General features: G+C 67.1%; 15 protein-coding genes, 2 tRNA genes and 1 riboswitch. All 17 genes read right to left on the reverse strand.

What is annotated here, in order from left to right:
- Window position 1 precedes the first annotated feature (1 nt).
- A complete protein-coding gene (locus ABD243_RS12595) occupies window positions 2-361 on the reverse strand; it encodes a zinc ribbon domain-containing protein YjdM (protein WP_344366179.1) in 360 nt (119 codons plus the stop codon).
- Between the two features lie 85 nt (window positions 362-446).
- Complete coding sequence (locus ABD243_RS12600; RefSeq protein WP_344366185.1) at window positions 447-1,244, reverse strand: amino acid ABC transporter ATP-binding protein; 798 nt, start codon at window positions 1,242-1,244, stop codon at window positions 447-449.
- Window positions 1,231-1,896: an amino acid ABC transporter permease gene (locus ABD243_RS12605; RefSeq protein WP_344366187.1), complete on the reverse strand. Its 666-nt coding sequence runs from the start codon at window positions 1,894-1,896 to the stop codon at window positions 1,231-1,233. The genes ABD243_RS12600 and ABD243_RS12605 overlap by 14 nt, the downstream gene beginning before the upstream one ends.
- Before the next feature lie 36 nt (window positions 1,897-1,932).
- Window positions 1,933-2,754, reverse strand: a complete 822-nt coding sequence (locus tag ABD243_RS12610; protein ID WP_344366189.1) for an amino acid ABC transporter substrate-binding protein — start codon at window positions 2,752-2,754, stop codon at window positions 1,933-1,935.
- A 227-nt stretch (window positions 2,755-2,981) separates the two neighbouring features.
- Window positions 2,982-3,057 (reverse strand) — tRNA-Ala (locus ABD243_RS12615).
- A gap of 154 nt (window positions 3,058-3,211) precedes the next feature.
- Window positions 3,212-3,284 (reverse strand) — tRNA-Ala (locus ABD243_RS12620).
- A gap of 167 nt (window positions 3,285-3,451) precedes the next feature.
- Window positions 3,452-3,853 (reverse strand): ribosome silencing factor, encoded by a 402-nt coding sequence (rsfS, locus tag ABD243_RS12625; RefSeq protein WP_091253659.1) that lies wholly within the window; start codon window positions 3,851-3,853, stop codon window positions 3,452-3,454.
- Window positions 3,854-4,034: 181 nt separating this feature from the next.
- Window positions 4,035-5,219, reverse strand: a complete 1,185-nt coding sequence (locus ABD243_RS12630; RefSeq protein WP_344366194.1) for a hypothetical protein — start codon at window positions 5,217-5,219, stop codon at window positions 4,035-4,037.
- 7 nt (window positions 5,220-5,226) lie between these two features.
- The gene (nadD, locus tag ABD243_RS12635; protein WP_344366197.1) at window positions 5,227-5,982 is read right to left on the reverse strand and encodes a nicotinate-nucleotide adenylyltransferase; all 756 of its coding nucleotides are present in this window, start codon (window positions 5,980-5,982) and stop codon (window positions 5,227-5,229) included.
- Window positions 5,983-5,995: 13 nt separating this feature from the next.
- Entirely contained in the window at window positions 5,996-6,235 is a 240-nt protein-coding gene (locus ABD243_RS12640; protein WP_091253668.1) for a hypothetical protein, read from the reverse strand.
- 80 nt (window positions 6,236-6,315) lie between these two features.
- Entirely contained in the window at window positions 6,316-7,683 is a 1,368-nt protein-coding gene (locus tag ABD243_RS12645) for a glutamate-5-semialdehyde dehydrogenase (RefSeq protein WP_344366201.1), read from the reverse strand.
- Between the two features lie 26 nt (window positions 7,684-7,709).
- The gene (gene proB / locus ABD243_RS12650) at window positions 7,710-8,885 is read right to left on the reverse strand and encodes a glutamate 5-kinase (RefSeq protein ID WP_237563565.1); all 1,176 of its coding nucleotides are present in this window, start codon (window positions 8,883-8,885) and stop codon (window positions 7,710-7,712) included.
- A complete protein-coding gene (gene obgE, locus ABD243_RS12655; protein ID WP_116768428.1) occupies window positions 8,875-10,461 on the reverse strand; it encodes a GTPase ObgE in 1,587 nt (528 codons plus the stop codon). The genes proB and obgE overlap by 11 nt, the downstream gene beginning before the upstream one ends.
- Before the next feature lie 116 nt (window positions 10,462-10,577).
- Window positions 10,578-10,841, reverse strand: a complete 264-nt coding sequence (gene rpmA / locus ABD243_RS12660) for a 50S ribosomal protein L27 (protein WP_009372867.1) — start codon at window positions 10,839-10,841, stop codon at window positions 10,578-10,580.
- A 61-nt stretch (window positions 10,842-10,902) separates the two neighbouring features.
- Complete coding sequence (gene rplU, locus ABD243_RS12665; RefSeq protein ID WP_018773353.1) at window positions 10,903-11,211, reverse strand: 50S ribosomal protein L21; 309 nt, start codon at window positions 11,209-11,211, stop codon at window positions 10,903-10,905.
- A 356-nt stretch (window positions 11,212-11,567) separates the two neighbouring features.
- Window positions 11,568-13,154 carry a bifunctional hydroxymethylpyrimidine kinase/phosphomethylpyrimidine kinase gene (locus tag ABD243_RS12670; RefSeq protein WP_425547199.1) on the reverse strand — a complete coding sequence of 529 codons (1,587 nt, stop codon included), beginning with the start codon at window positions 13,152-13,154 and terminating at the stop codon, window positions 11,568-11,570.
- A 21-nt stretch (window positions 13,155-13,175) separates the two neighbouring features.
- Window positions 13,176-13,273: riboswitch (TPP riboswitch) on the reverse strand.
- Window positions 13,274-13,418: 145 nt separating this feature from the next.
- The gene (locus tag ABD243_RS12675) at window positions 13,419-16,565 is read right to left on the reverse strand and encodes an Rne/Rng family ribonuclease (RefSeq protein WP_344366212.1); all 3,147 of its coding nucleotides are present in this window, start codon (window positions 16,563-16,565) and stop codon (window positions 13,419-13,421) included.
- Window positions 16,566-16,893: the final 328 nt, after the last annotated feature.

The raw sequence follows: 16,893 nt of genomic DNA on the forward strand, positions 1-16,893 counted from the left end.
GTCAGATCTTTTTGACGACGCTGGACTTGAGTTGCATGGGGCCCACACCGTCCACCTTGCAGTCGATGTCGTGGTCGCCGACGCCGTTCACGAGGCGGATGCCGCGGACCTTGGTGCCGACCTTGATGACCGTGGAGCTGCCCTTGATCTTGAGGTCCTTTACCACCGTGACGGTGTCGCCGTCGGCGAGGACGTTGCCGACGGCGTCCTTGATGACGGCCTCGGCCGGGGTTTCGGCGTCCGAGTCAGTCTCCGCGGACGCGGACCATTCGTGCGCGCACTCCGGGCAAACCAGGAGCGCCCCCATCTCGTAGGTGTATTCGCTGGAGCATTCGGGGCACGGGGGCAAGGAGTCGTTCACGTCCCTAAGTTTAGTCGGCTCTTTCGGTCCGCTCTTTCAGCCGGCTCTTCTTGTCCGCTCTTTGGTCTCCCCCGGGAGCGCTGCCTTAGAACGGGTTCAGCAGCCGGTCCACGAACTGCCGCGTGCGTTCCTCCCGCGGGTTGCGCAGCACGGTGTCCGGGTGGCCGCGTTCAACCACGACCCCGCCGTCCATGAAGATGACCTCGTCGGCCACCTGACGGGCGAACGCGAGCTCGTGGGTGACCACCACCATGGTCCAGCCTTCTTCCGCCAGTTCTTTGATGACGGCCAGGACTTCGCCGACCAGCTCCGGGTCCAGGGCCGACGTCGGCTCGTCGAAGAGCAACAGCTGCGGGCGCAGGGCGAGCGCACGCACAATGCCCACGCGCTGCTGCTGGCCGCCGGAGAGCTCAAACGGATAGCTGTTCTCCTTGCCGGCCAGTCCGACGCGGGCCAGGAGGTCGCGGGCTTCCTGAACCGCCTCGGCCTTGGGCCGCTTCTGCACCTGGACCGGGCCTTCGATCACGTTCTCGAGAACGGTCTTGTGCGGGAAGAGGTTGTAGTGCTGGAAGACCATGGCGCTGCGGTCCCTGAGCCCGTAGACCTGCTTTTTCGCCATCGGCGTGGAGAAGTCGACGGTCAGTTGTCCGGCGAACTCCGCGACACCGGCGTCGGGCACTTCAAGGCCGTTGAGGCAGCGCAGGACAGTCGTCTTGCCCGACCCGGACGGTCCGATCAACGTGACCACTTCGCCGCGGCGGACGTCCAGATCGATGGACTTCAGCACTTCGTGGTCGCCAAACGACTTCCGTAAACCTCTGACGGTCAGCAGGGCGGCGTCGGGGACGGCCTCGACCGGGAGCGGGGATTCAGTGGGCGACATAGCGGTCCAATCTCTTCTCCAGTGCGGATTGTCCGCTGGCGAGGACGAGGCAGATGATCCAGTAGATCACGGCCGCCTCCAGATAAAGCAGCATGAACTCCTGGCTGAAGGCCGCCACCTGCTGTGCGACGCGGAACAGTTCGGTGACGAGGATCAGCGACGCCAGCGAGGTGTCTTTGACCAGGCTGATGAAGGTGTTGGACAGCGGCGGGACCGAGACCCGCGCGGCCTGCGGCAGGATAATCCGCACGAGGGTCTGGCGGCGCGACATTCCGATGGTGTGGCCGGCCTCCCACTGTCCCTTGGGAACGGACAGGATGGCCGCCCGGATGACTTCCGCGGCATACCCGCCCACGTTCAGGGAGAACGCGATGATCGCACTCGGCCAGGGACTGATGGTAATTCCGACGGACGGGAGCCCGTAGAAAATGACAAACAGCTGGACCAGGAGCGGGGTTCCGCGGATGACGGAGATGTAGATCCTGGCGACCGCGGAGACTACGCGATTGCGGCTCAGCCGCATGAGGGCTACCAGCAGGGCCAACAGGAGGCCCAGGCTGAACGACGCCAGCGCCAGCGGAATGGTGCCGGCGATCGCACCCGTCAGGAGGGGGCCCAGCGATGACCACACGAGGTCCCAATTGATATTCATGCCGGGACGCGGCCTTCCTCAACGGCTGCCATTGCGTTACTTCGAGACGTCGGCGTCGAAGTACTTCTGGGAAATCTTCGCCAGCGTGCCATCGGCCGCGAGCTCGCCGAGGGCCTTGTTGATGGCGTCGGTCAGGCTGGTTGATCCCTTGCGCAGGGCGAAGGCGCTCAGCGACTTGTCCGTGGTTTCAGCGGCAATCTTGATGGTGTCGTCGTGGGACGTCTTCTGGGAGTCGAGGTACGTCAGTTTGTCATTGATGGTGGCATCGACACGGCCCTGCTTGAGCAGCGTGATCGCCTGCGCCCACCCCTCCACGGCCTCGACGTTCGCGCCGCTCTGCTGCGCCAGCTTGTACCAGTTGCTCGTCAGGGACTGCGCCGTCGTCTTGCCCTGCAGGCTGTCGAAGGACGTAATGCTGTTGTTGTCGGCCTTGGTGACAATGACGCCCGTGCTCACCGTGTAGGGAGTGGAGAAGTCGTACTTCGCCTTGCGTTCGTCCGTGATGGAAATCTGGTTCGCGACGACGTCGAACCGTTTGGCGTCGAGGCCGGCGAAGATGGCGTCGAACTGCGTTTCCTGGAAGGCCGGCTTGACGCCCAGCTTGTCGGCGACGGCGTTGATGATCTCCACGTCATAGCCGGTCAGTTCGCCGCTGCCGTTGGCGTGGAACGTGAACGGCTTGTAAGTGCCTTCCGTGCCGACCTTGAGCACGCCGGCGCTCTTGACGTCACTCAAGGAGGTGTCTGCGCCGGCCGCCGGCGCCGAGCTGGACGGGGCTGTGGACGCCGACCCGCACCCCGCCAGGGCGAGTCCTGCTGCGGCAATGAGGCCAATTACGGAAAGTCGTGTGCGCTTCATGATGGTCCTTCGTCGTGGAGCCGGAAAAGGCCTTCCAGCTAAGCTGCGGGGCGGCCGTCTCCTAGCGACGATAGCAAGGACCGGCCCGGGGTGGAGACCCTAAATGACGGTATGTGACGAGCGTTCATGAGACGGTCTTGACGGATACGGCCGCTACGGGCTTTGAAGCTATCGGGGGTAAAACGGGTACAAGAAAGGGAACCACCGTTTCCGGTGATTCCCTTAGTTGGTGGAGCTGAGGGGACTCGAACCCCTGACCCCCTGCATGCCATGCAGGTGCGCTACCAGCTGCGCCACAGCCCCTCATTTGCTTCGCAAGTTCCGTCCTCGCTGAAGCAACCTGAATAGACTAAACCACAATCGCCGTCCGCGCCAATTGGCGCGCTGAACCGTCATATTTCTGCCCGGAGGCATAAAAAAATCCGCCGGAATCTTTCGATTCCGGCGGATTCTCCGGTGGAGCTGAGGGGACTCGAACCCCTGACCCCCTGCATGCCATGCAGGTGCGCTACCAGCTGCGCCACAGCCCCGAATTTTCGCTGCTCCGACCACCTCTACCGAGGTGTAAAGTTCCGGTTTCTTTGTCCGGATCTCTCCGAAGCAACTCAAATATCTTAGAACAGCCCTTCCGAAAATTCCAAATCGGGCATATTCGGCTCTGTTGAGCTTCCGGCGGCCTGGCCGGTGCGCGGGGTTGCTACTCGGCGTCGGTGGCTGCGGTGGCCTTGGCGGACGCGTCGTCGCCGAGCTGGAGGTCGACGACGGGGCAGTCCTTCCAGAGGCGTTCGAGGGCGTAGAAGACGCGGTCTTCCTCGTGCTGGACGTGGATGACGACGTTCGAGTAGTCCAGCAGCACCCAGCGCCCGCCGGAGCGGCCTTCGCGGCGGACGGGCTTCTGGTCAAACTTGGCGAGCTCGTCCTCAATGCCGTCCACGATCGCGTTGACCTGGCGTTCGCTGGGTGCCGAGGCGATGAGGAAAACGTCGGCCAGGGCGAGCCGTTCGCTGACGTCCAGGGCCACGATGTCCTCGGCAAGCTTCTCCGAGGCAGCGCGGGCTGCGTGGCGGGCGGTGGTGATGGATGAATCGGTTGCAGTCACGGGACTCCTTGTAGTGATGAAAATTCTTGTGATGAAACTTTGTAGTCAAAAGCTGAACTGAAAAATCCGGGCCGAGGAAGCGCCGGTGGTGGAGGCTGCATTCGAACGCTGCCGCGGACAACGGGCCTCGTGGCTGGAACGCTCCCCTGCGCTGACGGCCTCGCGCGAACGGCACCGGCTCCTAGTGGGCCAGCCCGGTGACAATCAGCGTGATGCCGGCGATGAGCGCGACGATCCCCAGGGCCAGGACGCCAAGCTGGATCATGCGGAGGCGCCGGGCCCGGCCCAGTCCCGCGGTCGCCGCATCCAGGGGATCCAGGCCATAGGCGGCGTTCGCGGCCACGGGCTCCCCGCCCACCAGGCTCTCGTCGGTCTCCCCCGCAGCATTCGCAGCCGCGGCTGATGGCTTGACGGTTCCTGCCTTGGCGGCTGCTTCCGCCCGGGCCAGCACGCCTGCCCGGCCGGCGGCAGGACTGGCGGCCCGCTGGCGGGACAGTCCGGGGCGCCGGAGGCCGGGTTTCCGTGGTGCGTCCACCCGGGGACCCGGGTTGGTGACCACCGGAACATACGACGTGGCAGGGCGCTTCATGACGGGCCGCTCCACGCCGGGAACCTTCTCGAATTCCAAAGGTGTGACCATGGCCAGATTGTTGGCCGTGGTGGGATCGTTGCGAGGCGCCGCGGGCTGGCTGTTTTGTTCTGCGAGCTTCTGCTTGGCGGCGGCACGGCGGTTAAGGATCGCGACGCGTTCGGCCAAGGCGATCTGCTCGGCCAGAACGGCCGGATCGACGGCGTCGGGATCCGTGGCCGTGATGTGCTCCATCTTCGCCATCTGGTTCAGGGCCTGCGCCGCGAGGAGCTCGCGCGCGGCCAGCGCCTGCTCCACAGTCATGCCGTCGGGCGTCTTGCCGCCGGCGCCCTTAGGGGCGGCGTCTTTAGGGGCAGCGTCCTTCTGCTGGGCGGCGTCCTTCTGAGCAGCATCCTTGCCGGACGGGGAAACCACCGGGGTGGCCCGGGTCCGCGGTGAGGCCGGGACAATGGTGTTGGCCTGGGTGGCCGGGGCGGTTTCGGCGGCCAGCTGCAGGAGCCGCAGCTGGCGTCGCGTGGGCGGTCCGCCCCCGGCGAGGTGGCCTTCCTTTTCAGCGAGTTCCTTGATGGTGCGCAGCGCGGCACGGTCCCGGGCGCGGACCTGGGAGGACCGCTCCTCGCCGGCGCCCACAGAGTCCACGGGAGCGTCGGCTACCCGGCGGATGCGGCCGGTGGTTTCGGCCTCTGTCGGCTCGTCCGGTGCCGCGGTGTCCAGGCGTTCATCTCTGGCCTGCCGAAGTTCGCGGCGGCTGCGGATGGGAGGCTGTTCCTGACTCATGGCAAACTCATTCAGTGCTGGCTGGTTGGGTTATCTCGAGGGCTGAATCATGCTGTGCCGGGTCAAGCCCTGCCGCGTCGTTTCCGGCATTGTTAGTCCCGATGTTGTTGGTTCCGGCGTTGCTGGTCCCGGCGTGTCGGCTGTCGAGGCGGACCGCCTCGCGGGGAGCGTCATACAGGCCATACTTTGCGATGTATTGGACCACCCCGTCCGGCACGAGATACCAGACGGGATTTCCTTCGGCCACCCGGGTGCGGCAATCCGTGGAGGAAATGGCCATGGCCGGAACCTCGAGGAGGCTGACGTCCTTGCGGCCCATGCCGTCCAGGACGTGCCCGGGACGGGTTACGCCCACGAAATGCGCGAGGGACCAGAGTTCATCGATGTCTTTCCACGACAAAATCTGGGCCAGCGCGTCCGCACCGGTGATGAAGAAGAGATCGGCATCGGGGCGCAGCGTGCGGAGGTCGCGCAGGGTGTCGATCGTGTAGGTCGGGCCCGGCCGGTCCACGTCCACGCGGCTCACGGTGAAACGGGGGTTCGAGGCCGTGGCGATGACAGTCATGAGGTACCGGTGCTCGGCTTCGCTGACTTTCTTGGCCATCTTCTGCCAGGGCTGGCCGGTGGGAACAAACACGACTTCGTCGAGCTCGAACTTCGCCGCGACCTCGCTGGCCGCGACAAGGTGTCCGTGATGGATGGGATCGAACGTGCCGCCCATCACACCCAGACGCAGGCGGCGCTGGGCGCCGCGCTGCCTCATGGTGGCGGAAATATTAGTGACCCTGGCCGTGGTCGTGCTTGTTCGGGTGCTGGCGGTGCGGATCCGAGTGCTCTTCGACGGCCTCGTGGCGACGGCCCAGGTTGGAGTAGGACAGCGTGATCAGCAGCAGGACCACCAGGACGGCGAACATGGAGCCGCCAATGACGAACGGCGGTGCGATGAGCGGCGCGAGCTCCTCGTTGGCTGATGCGCCGGCTGCGGCGACGAAAGTGGCGATCTGCTGCGACAGCATGTTCTCCCCTAGTGAGTTCAAAATGTGACGACGGCGGAGGTGTCCGCCGTCCCGGTCTTCCGTTCCATGTTACAGCGTCGCTAGCCCCGGATCTGGCCCTCGCCCTGCACGATCCACTTCGTGGTGGTCAGCTCGGTCAGTCCCATGGGGCCGCGGGCATGCAGTTTCTGGGTGGAAATCCCCACCTCGGCGCCGAGGCCGAGCTCTCCGCCGTCAGTGAAGCGGGTGGAGGCGTTCACGATCACGGCCGCCGAGTCGACGTCGGCGATGAAGCGTTCGGCGTTGGCGAGGTCGTTGGTCAGGATCGCTTCCGTGTGGCCCGTGGACCATGTGCGGATGTGCCGGACGGCTTCGTCCAGGCTGTCCACCATGGCCACGGCCAGGTCCAGGTCCATGTACTCGGTGGCCCAGTCTTCGTCCGTGGCCGGGACGGTTTCGATCGACGCCGGCAACGCGGCGCGGACGCGCTGGTCCACGTGGAGGGTGACCCCGGCGGCCCGCAGGGCGGCGGCGACGGCGGGCAGGACGGTGGACTTGGAGTGCACCAGAAGCGTTTCCACGGTGTTGCAGACGCTGGGCCGCTGGGTCTTGGCGTTGAGGAGGATGTCCACGGACATTTCCTCGCCGGCGGACGCATCCAGGAAAATGTGGACGTTGCCCTCACCGGTTTCGATGACCGGCACGGAGGAGTTCGTCACCACGGCTTGGATGAGCTCGCGCCCGCCGCGGGGAATGAGGACGTCCACCCGGCCGCGCGCCCGCATGAGCGCGTTGGCGCCGTCGCGGCCGTATTGGTCCACGGTCTGGACGGCGTCGGCGGGCAGGCCCACCGATTCCAGGGCATCGCGGAGGATCGTGACGAGAGCCGCGTTGGTCGCAGCCGCAGCGGAACCGCCGCGCAGGATCACAGCGTTGCCGCTCTTGAGGGCGAGACCGGCGATATCGACCGTGACGTTGGGGCGGGCCTCGTAGATCGCGGCCACCACACCCATGGGCACGTTGATCTGGCGGAGGCGGAGCCCGTTGGGCAGCGTCTGGCCGCGCACCACGTTCCCTACGGGGTCCGGCAGGGTGGCGAGGTTCTCCAGTGCCGCGGCCAGGGCCGTGATGCGTGCATCGCTCAGGGTCAGGCGGTCCAGGAGGGCGGCTCCGGTGCCGTTGGCCCGGCCGGCCGCGACATCCTTGGCGTTGGCGGCCAGGATCTGGTTCTTGTGCTCCAGCAGCGCCTTGCCGATGGCGCGCAGGCCGCGGTCCTTCCAGGCCCGGTTCGCGTGCGCCATCTTGCGGGCAGCTTTACGTGAACGGTCGGCGATCGCATGGACGGCAGCTTCGACGTCCGCTGCCGTGGCCGGGGCTCCTGCGGGTGCCGGATCCGGCACCGCGGCGGGGACGTTGCCTGCGGGCAGGTCGTCAGAAGGCAGGGCGGCGGAAGTCAGGGCCTCAGTCATACGTCCAGTTTAGGCGAGCGGTGAACCTAGACCAGCACCAGATCGTCAACATGAACAACTTCGCGGTCATATCCGCGGCCCAGCGCCTTACCCAGCTCGCGCGTGGAGCGGCCCAGCATTTGGGGCAGTTCGGCGGCGGAATAGTTCACGAGCCCGCGCGCAATCACGGTGTTGTCGGTCGAGACCATCTCCACGGCATCGCCGGCCTCGAAATGGCCCCGCACGGCGGCGATCCCGGCCGGCAACAGTGAGGTGTGGCGGTCGCGGACGGCCTTGACCGCGCCGTCGTCGAGCACCAGCGTGCCCTGCACGGACGCCAGGTGGGCCAGCCACAGGAGCCGGATGGGTTTGCGGGAGCCGTTGACGGAGAACCATGTTCCCACGTCCTCCCCTGCCAGCGCGGCGGCCGCATTCCGTGTGGAGGTGACGAGGGCGTGGATGCCCGAACCTGCGGCGATGCTGGCGGCCTCGACCTTGGTGACCATGCCCCCCGTGCCCACGCCGGCTTTGCCGGTGCTGCCGATCGAGATGCCGTCGAGGTCGTGCGGGCCGGAAACGTGCGGAATCCGCTTGGCGCCGTGCGACGGCGGGCCGTCGTAGAGGGAGTCGACGTCGGAGAGCAGCACCAGCGCGTCGGCGCGGACCAGGTGCGCCACCAGGGCGGCGAGGCGGTCGTTGTCGCCGAAGCGGATCTCATGGGTGGCCACGGTGTCGTTTTCGTTGACCACCGGGACGACGCCAAGGTTCAGCAGCCGGTCCAGCGCGCGGAACGCGTTGGTGTGCTGGCTGCGCCGCATGAAGTCATCAGCGGTCAGAAGCACCTGGCTGACGGTGACCCCGTGCGCCCCGAACGCGTGCGTGTAGCGGGCCATCAGCAGGCCCTGGCCCACGCTGGCGGCGGCCTGCTGGGTGGCGAGGTCGCGCGGGCGCTTCTCAAGTCCCAGCGGCGCGAGCCCGGCCGCGATCGCACCGGAGGAGACCAGGATGATCTCCGCGCCCGCGTTGCGCTTGTGCGCCAGGGCGTCGGCGAGGCCGGTAAGGGCCTCCTCCGAGATCCCGCCCTTGATGGACGTCAGCGAGGACGAGCCCACTTTGACGACGATCCGGCGGGCCCCGGACAGCGCGGTACGGTCGGGGGCCTTGAGGGTCTGCGCTTTGAGGTTGTGAGGCGTGAGGTGCCCGACGACGGTCTTACTCGTCATCGGCTTCGCCCAGCCCACTCTCCTTGAGCGGCCGCGCCCGGCGGCCGCTGACGGATTCGGTCCAGATACCGGCCTTACGCTCGGCTTCGAGCTCGGCGCGGGCGGCAGCCTTGGCGTCGCGGCGCTCCTGCTGCTCGTCGCGCTTCTGGCCGCGCGTCGGGCGGTCGCCGATGTCTGCGAAGCGCACGTCGGTGCCGCGCGGCGAGGCGAGCAGTTCGGCGCCGGCCATCATGGTCGGCTCCCAGTCGAAGACGACGCCGTCGTCCTCGCCGATCACCACGGTGTCGCCCGGCGTGGCGCCCTGCTTGAAGAGTTCGTTTTCGACGCCGAGCTTGGCGAGGCGGTCGGCGAGGTAGCCGATCGCTTCCTCGTTCGTGAAGTCGGTCTGCTTGACCCAGCGCACGGGCTTGTCGCCGAGGACGCGGAAGAGCGGCTCGAGGTTCTTTTCTTCGCGGCGGATCGTGAACCCGGATTCGTTGACGGCGCGGGGGCGCAGCACGGGGGCCTGCACCTTCGGCGGGGTCGCGGCGACGGCGTCGCGGGCGGCCTTGACGATTTCGGCCATGGCGAAGCCCAGCTGGCGGAGGCCCTCGTGGCTCGTTGCCGAGATCTCGAAGACCTTGTAACCGCGGGATTCCAGTTCCGGGCGGACGAACTCGGCCATGTCCTTGCCGTCAGGCAGGTCGACCTTGTTCAGCGCCACCAGGCGGGGGCGGTGGTTCAGCGGGACCACTTCGCCGTCGGTGCCGGCGTAGCTCATGTCCACGGCGTACTTCTCGAGCTCGGCTTCGATGATGGCGAGGTCGGATAGCGGGTCGCGGTCGGCCTCGAGGGTTCCGCAGTCCAGCACGTGCACCAAGGCGGCGCAGCGCTCCACGTGGCGAAGGAAGTTGTGGCCCAGGCCCTTGCCTTCGCTGGCGCCCTCGATCAGGCCGGGGACGTCGGCGATCGTGAAGCGCACCTCGCCGGCCTGGACGACGCCCAGGTTGGGGATCAGGGTGGTGAAGGGGTAGTCAGCGATCTTGGGCCGCGCGGCGGACATCGCGGCGATGAGGCTGGACTTGCCGGCGGACGGAAAGCCAACCAGGGCGATGTCGGCGATGGACTTCAGTTCCAGGACGATGTCGCTGGATTCGCCTTCGATGCCGAGCAGCGCAAAGCCCGGGGCGCGGCGCTTCTGCGAGGACAGCGCGGCGTTGCCGAGTCCTCCGATGCCGCCGGCCGCCGCGATGTACTCGGCGCCTTCGCCCACGAGGTCGGCGAGGACTTCGCCGGTCTTGGACTTCACGACGGTTCCCTCGGGAACCGGAAGAATGAGGGTCTCGCCGTTCTTGCCGCCGCGCCAGTCGCCCATGCCGGGACCGCCGTTGGTGGCGTGCCGGTGGGGGGCATGGTGGTAGTCCAGGAGCGTGGTGGTCTGCGGGTCGACGCGCAGGATGACGTCTCCGCCATTGCCGCCGTTGCCGCCGTCGGGACCGCCGAGGGGCTTGAACTTCTCACGGTGAACGGAGACACAGCCGTGGCCGCCGGTACCGCCGGATACGTGCAGTACTACCCGGTCTACAAAGCTAGCCACGTGGATCTCCTCAGTGCTGTTCCCCGGACCTCAAAAAGGCCCAAGTTGATTGTAATGCGGTTAAAACACCGGTGGAGCGGACCTAATGGCCCGCCCCACCGATTTAGAACTTGTTGTTACTCTGCAGCTGCAGCAGCCACGATGTTCACAACGCGACGACCACGGCGGGTGCCGAACTCGACAGCACCGGGGGTCAGGGCGAACAGGGTGTCGTCCCCGCCGCGGCCGACGCCGGCGCCCGGGTGGAAGTGGGTTCCACGCTGGCGAACGATGATTTCGCCTGCGGAAACTACCTGGCCACCGAAGCGCTTCACGCCGAGGTACTGGGCGTTGGAGTCACGACCGTTGCGAGTGGAACTCGCGCCTTTTTTATGTGCCATTTGAAATGCCTGCCTTCAAAAATTCTGGGGAATCTGCTGGAACCTGAACAGTAACGAAGAGTTACTTGATACCGGTGATCTTGACCTTGGTCAATTCCTGACGGTGGCCCTGGCGCTTCTTGTAACCGGTCTTGTTCTTGAACTTCTGGATGACGATCTTCGGACCACGAAGGTCTTCGAGGATCTCAGCCGTAACCGTTACCTTGGCCAGGTCCGCAGCAGCAGACGTGACCTTGTCACCGTCCACCAGGAGCAGTGCGGGCAACTCAAAGGTGCTGCCGGCTCCACCGGGGACGCGGTTCAGGGTAACGAAGTCTCCAACGGAAACCTTCTCTTGGCGGCCGCCTGCGCGGACAATCGCGTACACCACTGGGGAACTCACTTCTCTCGACGTTTATTACTAGATTTGCGTGCGGAACCTGGGGCCAAATTGTTTGGACCGGCTCACGCTGTGCCTCAACGCCGGTGGATTCCCCGGGGGAACCCATGAGCTACCCCCGGAACAAATCCACGAGGAATTCCAAGTGGATAGTTCTCAGGGTCATAACCCAAGTGTTGGCGTAAGCACCGAAGATCTAGAATACGCTAATTTTGCCTTCGGCCGCAAATGAGGCTGGTTCCGGCGGGTAGTCCGTGATAGGCGCCACTACGTTTTTACGCAGTGTTGCCGCAACGACTTCCGGAACCGTGCCCCACCATCCTAGCGGGTGTGCGGGGCGGGTTGGGTCAGGCGTGCAGTCTCGGCGCGTCGAAGAAGTGCACTTCGTAGCGTGAGGACTGCCGGAAGGCCAAGGCCATGGCCTCCCGCTCGCCGGCGGAGGCCTGCCGGGCCGCCGCGTCGGTGTACGCAATCGCCTGCCGGGTCGCGGCGGCAAAGTCCTCATCGGCGTACGTCCGCAGCCAGTCGGCGTAAGGGTGCGCCGCGGGGGCGCCGCCGGCCAGGAATTCCCGGTGCAGGGTGGCCCCGACTTCGGCGTAGAGCCAGAAGCACGGCAGGGCTGCCGCCACGAGCACGCCGTAGCTGCCCGAGACGGAGGCGGCCAGCAGGTGGTCCACGTAGGACTTCGTGACCGGGCCCAGGCCGGCCGCCGCGGGGCGGGTGCTGAGCCAGGAGCGGTGGAGCTCGGACTCGACCTCAAGGCAGGTCTGCGCCGAGCGGGCCCAGAACAGTTGTTCGGCCTCGGTGGGGGCGACGGCGGCGGCGCGGGCCAGGACCCGGGAGTAGCCGTTGAGGTAAATGGCGTCCTGGGCCAGGTAGTAGGCGAACTCGTGCTCGGGCAGGGTGCCGTCGGCGAGTCCGCGGATGAAGTCCAGGGCATAGATGGCGTCGAGATCGGCCGCGGCGCCATCGCGCAGAGCCGCGGCGAACTCGCCCTCCGCGGGGGTCTCCGCCGGCCCCTGGCTGTGCTGGCTGTGCTGAGAGCTCGTGCGGTCCTGCACGTGATGGAAGTGATGGACCGGGCCGTTGCCGGTGCCGACGTCCAGGGCCGAGGCTTCGCGGAGCGCACCCAGCAGCCACGGCTTGACCTCCCGCAGTGCGGCTTCCCAGTTCCCCACCCGCGCCTGCACCGTGGCCATGGCCGAGGACAGGGAGCAGCCGGTGCCGTGGCTGTTGCGGGTGACGATCCGCTCCCCCGGCACCACCACGGTCTCCTGCCCCAGCAGCCCTACGGTGTTGACCAGCGCATCCGGGCAGCCGTCCCCGGCACCATCCCCGCCGGGGAGGTGTCCGCCCTTGACCAGGACGGTGGTGCCGCTCAGGGCGGCCAGGCGCTTGCCCTGCTCCAGGGCTTCCACCCAGTCTGCCGCGACGGGTTCCTTAAGCAGGATGGCCAGCTCGGCAAGATTCGGCGTGATGAGGTCCGCCAGCGGCAGGAGGGCTTGCAGTGCGGCCTCGGCGGATTCCTTCAGGAGCCGGTCGCCGCTGGTGGCCACCATTACCGGGTCCAGGACCACGACGGCGGGTCGCACCTTTTCCAGCCAGGTCCGGACGGCGTCGATTACCGCGGCGTCACCGAGCATGCCGATTTTCACGGCGTCGATGCCGATGTCGTCGCTGATGGCGTCCAGCTGCGCCGTGAGGAACTCTGCCGGAGGAACGTGGACGGCGCGCACGCCCTGGGTGTTTTGCGCCGTCAGGGCCGTGATGGCGGCCATGCCGTAGCCGCCGTTCGCCGCGATGCTCTTCAAGTCCGCCTGGATCCCTGCGCCGCCGGACGGGTCCGAACCGGCGATGGCCAGCACCCGGGGAATGCGCAGCGGCGCAGACGGCGCGGAGGGCAGAAAATTGGGAGGCAGAAAAGCGTCGGGCAGAAATTCAGACGGATTCACTGTTGCGGACAAGTCAGACATCCCTTCGCCGGTGCTAACCGGACAGGTTCAACGGGTCTGGATCTCAGCCGGCCCGATGCGCGGCACCCCGTGTCAGTGGTCAAGCCTAGCCGCTGTCCCGGCGCTGGCTTGTTAACGGAGAAGCGGGCCCGGGCCGGAGCGGACGTATTGTTACGCCCGCTCCGGCCCGAACCCGCAATCCACACAACAGCCCGACCGGTGGCGGAAGGGATCAGCCGTGGAGGACTACAGCTCCGATGCCGGCACGCCGACCCCGAGGATGATCGGCTCGTTGCCGGCCGGGATGGCCGGCCTGGCCGCGGCGGGAGCCTTGGCCTCGTGAACCGAGCCGGCCGCGGCCGGCCGTGTTGCCTCGCGGTGCTCCACGGAGGTCTCGTTGGCTGCACCCTGGGCGCGGCTGGCGCTCCGGTTGCGGCGCCCGCGGCGGCCGCGCGTCGTCGTGGTCTCCGCTGTCCGTGAAGCCGGCGCCTCGACGCGCGCCGGCTCGGATGCGGCCGTGGCCTGAGTCTCGTGCTGGGTCTGGGCGGCCGCCTGCTTGCCGGCCTGGGCCTCAGCTTCGCCCAGGTTGGCGAAGGCCTCGGTCAGCAGGTCCAGGGTCAGGGACGGCTCCGGTGTGCCCTCGGCGTGCTCGACGAACGGCAGGGCCACCTGCTCACCGCCGAACGTCAGCACAGCCGCGGGACGGCCGGCTGCCTCTTCCGTGGCGGCGAGCTTCGTGACGGCGTCGACGGCGGCCTGGCGGGCCCCGGCGTCGCTGGCTGCAGCCGCTTCCCCGTCGTGCAGGTGCGCGGCGTGGGCCGCGGCGGCGATGTTCGCCAGCGCGGCACGGGTGGCTTCAGCCTTGGCATGGCGCTCGGCCTCGGTGGGCTCGGCGTGGACGGCGGCCGGTGCGGACTCCGGGCCCTGGCCCCGGCCGCGGCGACGGCTCTTGCGTTCGGTGCGGGCGGCAGGCTGGGCCTCGGCGCGCGGGACGTAGTGCTCGGCAGCGACCGTGTTGGCCCGGCGGTGCTCGACTGGTTCGTCGTGGGTGACGATGCCGCGGCCCGCGCAGGCTTCACACTGTTCGCCGAAGACTTCCAGCAGCCCGGTGCCCATCCGCTTGCGCGTCATCTGCACGAGGCCCAGCGAGGTCACCTCCGCCACCTGGTGCTTGGTGCGGTCCCGGCCCAGGCACTCCACCATGCGGCGCAGCACGAGGTCTCGGTTGGATTCGAGCACCATGTCGATGAAGTCGATCACGATGATGCCGCCGATGTCGCGCAGCCGCAGCTGCCGGACGACTTCCTCGGCCGCTTCCAGGTTGTTCTTGGTGACGGTTTCTTCGAGGTTGCCGCCGGAGCCGGTGAACTTGCCGGTGTTGACGTCCACCACGGTCATGGCCTCGGTGCGGTCGATCACGAGGGACCCGCCGGAGGGCAGGAAGACCTTCCGGTCCAGGGCCTTGTGGATCTGCTCGTCGATGCGCCAGGCAGCGAAGATGTCCGTGTCCTTGGTCCACTTCTCGAGCCGGCCCACGAGGTCCGGCGCCACGTAGGTCACATAGGCCTCGATGGTGTCCCAAGCTTCCTCGCCGGAGACGATCAGCTTGGAGAAGTCCTCGTTGAAGACGTCGCGGACCACCTTGATGGTGAGGTCGGGTTCGCCGTAGAGCAGCTCGGGGGCGAGGATCTTCGTAGAGGTCGACTGGCTCTCGATGCCTTCCCATTGCGCGCGGAGCCGGTTGATGTCGTGCGTCAGCTCTTCCTCGGACGCCCCTTCGGCCGCAGTGCGGACAATGACGCCCGCGTCCTCGGGCAGGCGGTCCTTGAGGATCCGCTTGAGGCGGTTGCGTTCGACGTCGGGCAGCTTGCGGGAGATGCCGGTCATGGAACCGCCGGGCACGTACACGAGGTAGCGTCCGGGCAGCGAGATCTGGCTGGTGAGCCGGGCGCCCTTGTGGCCGACCGGGTCCTTGGTGACCTGGACCAGGACGGAGTCGCCGGACTTGAGCGCGTTTTCGATCCGGCGCTGCTTGCCTTCGAGGTTCACTGCATCCCAGTTCACTTCGCCGGCGTACAGGACGGCGTTGCGGCCGCGTCCGATGTCCACGAAGGCAGCTTCCATGGAGGGCAGCACGTTCTGGACCTTGCCCAGGTAGACGTTGCCGATCAGGGAGTCCTGCTGGGTCTTGGAGACGAAGTGCTCGGCCAGGACGCCGTCTTCCAGGACGGCGATCTGGATTCTGTCGTCGCGCTGGCGGACGATCATCTGCCGGTCCACGGATTCACGGCGGGCCAGGAACTCGGCTTCGGTGATCACGGTGCGGCGGCGGCCGGTGTCGCGGGATTCGCGGCGGCGCTGCTTCTTGGCCTCGAGGCGGGTGGAACCCTTGACCGAGGTGACGCGGTTGTTGACCGGGGCTTCGCTGATGGCCCGCGGCGCGCGCACGCGGGTCACGGTGTTGGGCGGATCGTCGTCTCCCCCGCCGGTCAGTTCCAGGTCCTGGTCACCGCGACGGCGGCGGCGCCGGCGGCGCGAGGTCACGCCGTCCTCGAGCGTCCCCTCCTGGCCCTCCTCGCCCTCTTCCTCGGTGCCTTCAACGTCGATCTCGGACTCGGCGGAGGTGCGGGTGCGTCCGCGGCGGCCGCGGCTACGGCGACGACGGCGGCTGCCGGCGTCCTCGTCCTCGTCGCCTTCTTCTTCCTCGGGCTCCGCTGCTGCGGCCGCCGGGGCCGGACGCACCACGGTGCTGAGGTCCGGGGCCTGGAAGATCACGGAGGTGAGGGCACCCGGTTCCAGGAAGAGCGATGCGGCAGGGCTTTCAGCCGGCTGCTCGTCTGCCATGACGGGCTGTGCAGCCTGTGCCTGTGTTTCGGCGGGTGCGGCGGCCGCTTCTTCGGTTTCTTCTTCCGCCGCAGCTACTGCGGGGACCTCGTCGACCTTCGGAGCGGCCTTGGCGCGGCTGGCGCGGCGCCGGACCGGCTTTTCCGCAACGGCGGACTCTGTTGATTGTGCTGTTTCGGCGGGAGCTTCCGCGGCGGCGGCGTTGGCTTCGGGTTCGTCGGCGAAGGCCGGCAGGGGCTCCGGTGCGGCAACCGGCTTGCGGGCACGGGTGCGCCGTGCGGGGGCTTTTGCCTTGGGTTCGGGGGCTGCGGCCCGTTCGGCGGCGGCGAGCGGCTCATCCGAGGCGGTTGCTGCGGCCAGGGCCGCGGCTTCGGCCACAGCTTCGGCGGCCGCCGCGGGGTCGACCTTCGCGACGGGTGCCTTGCGGCGGGTCCGGACGGCCCTCTTCGGCGCTACCGGAGCCTCTGCTTCCGCATTTACGGCTGTTTCTTGCTTTTCCTCGGCAACAACTAGTTCTTCGTTGCCGGCTACAACCTGATCATTATCCATATGTGGCGACACTCCTGCCCCTGATGCGCCGCCACATTCGGCGCCCGTTGGGGCAAATATGCGTCAACACCCGCAGGCATTGACAGAAGTCAATTGGATACCCTCAGGTTCGCACCGGCAGTGGGGTGCGGCAGCCCTGGAGGGCCGGCGAGATTGTTTTGGAACCCGTTGACCTACACGCCACAACCAGGTGCCGTCCAATGGCATTGCGGGACAGCTGGAATCAGAGGATCCGCAGCTCCCTGCTCATCATTGGCGGTCTTGAAACAAAATCGCCGGACCGGAATCCGGATGTGGATCGGGTTCCAGCCACGATCATTGTCTCACA

Origin of the sequence: Arthrobacter humicola, assembly GCF_039531445.1 — a bacterium.
Lineage (GTDB): Bacteria > Actinomycetota > Actinomycetes > Actinomycetales > Micrococcaceae > Arthrobacter > Arthrobacter humicola.

Excerpts from the sequence above, each read along its gene's own strand:
- ABD243_RS12630 (WP_344366194.1), bottom strand. The coding sequence starts at position 5,219 with ATGAGTCAGGAACAGCCTCCCATCCGCAGCCGCCGCGAACTTCGGCAG.
- ABD243_RS12675 (WP_344366212.1), bottom strand. The coding sequence starts at position 16,565 with ATGGATAATGATCAGGTTGTAGCCGGCAACGAAGAACTAGTTGTTGCC.
- ABD243_RS12605 (WP_344366187.1), bottom strand. The coding sequence starts at position 1,896 with ATGAATATCAATTGGGACCTCGTGTGGTCATCGCTGGGCCCCCTCCTG.
- nadD (WP_344366197.1), bottom strand. The coding sequence starts at position 5,982 with ATGAGGCAGCGCGGCGCCCAGCGCCGCCTGCGTCTGGGTGTGATGGGC.
- ABD243_RS12610 (WP_344366189.1), bottom strand. The coding sequence starts at position 2,754 with ATGAAGCGCACACGACTTTCCGTAATTGGCCTCATTGCCGCAGCAGGA.
- ABD243_RS12600 (WP_344366185.1), bottom strand. The coding sequence starts at position 1,244 with ATGTCGCCCACTGAATCCCCGCTCCCGGTCGAGGCCGTCCCCGACGCC.
- ABD243_RS12640 (WP_091253668.1), bottom strand. The coding sequence starts at position 6,235 with ATGCTGTCGCAGCAGATCGCCACTTTCGTCGCCGCAGCCGGCGCATCA.
- rpmA (WP_009372867.1), bottom strand. The coding sequence starts at position 10,841 with ATGGCACATAAAAAAGGCGCGAGTTCCACTCGCAACGGTCGTGACTCC.
- ABD243_RS12645 (WP_344366201.1), bottom strand. The coding sequence starts at position 7,683 with ATGACTGAGGCCCTGACTTCCGCCGCCCTGCCTTCTGACGACCTGCCC.
- proB (WP_237563565.1), bottom strand. The coding sequence starts at position 8,885 with ATGACGAGTAAGACCGTCGTCGGGCACCTCACGCCTCACAACCTCAAA.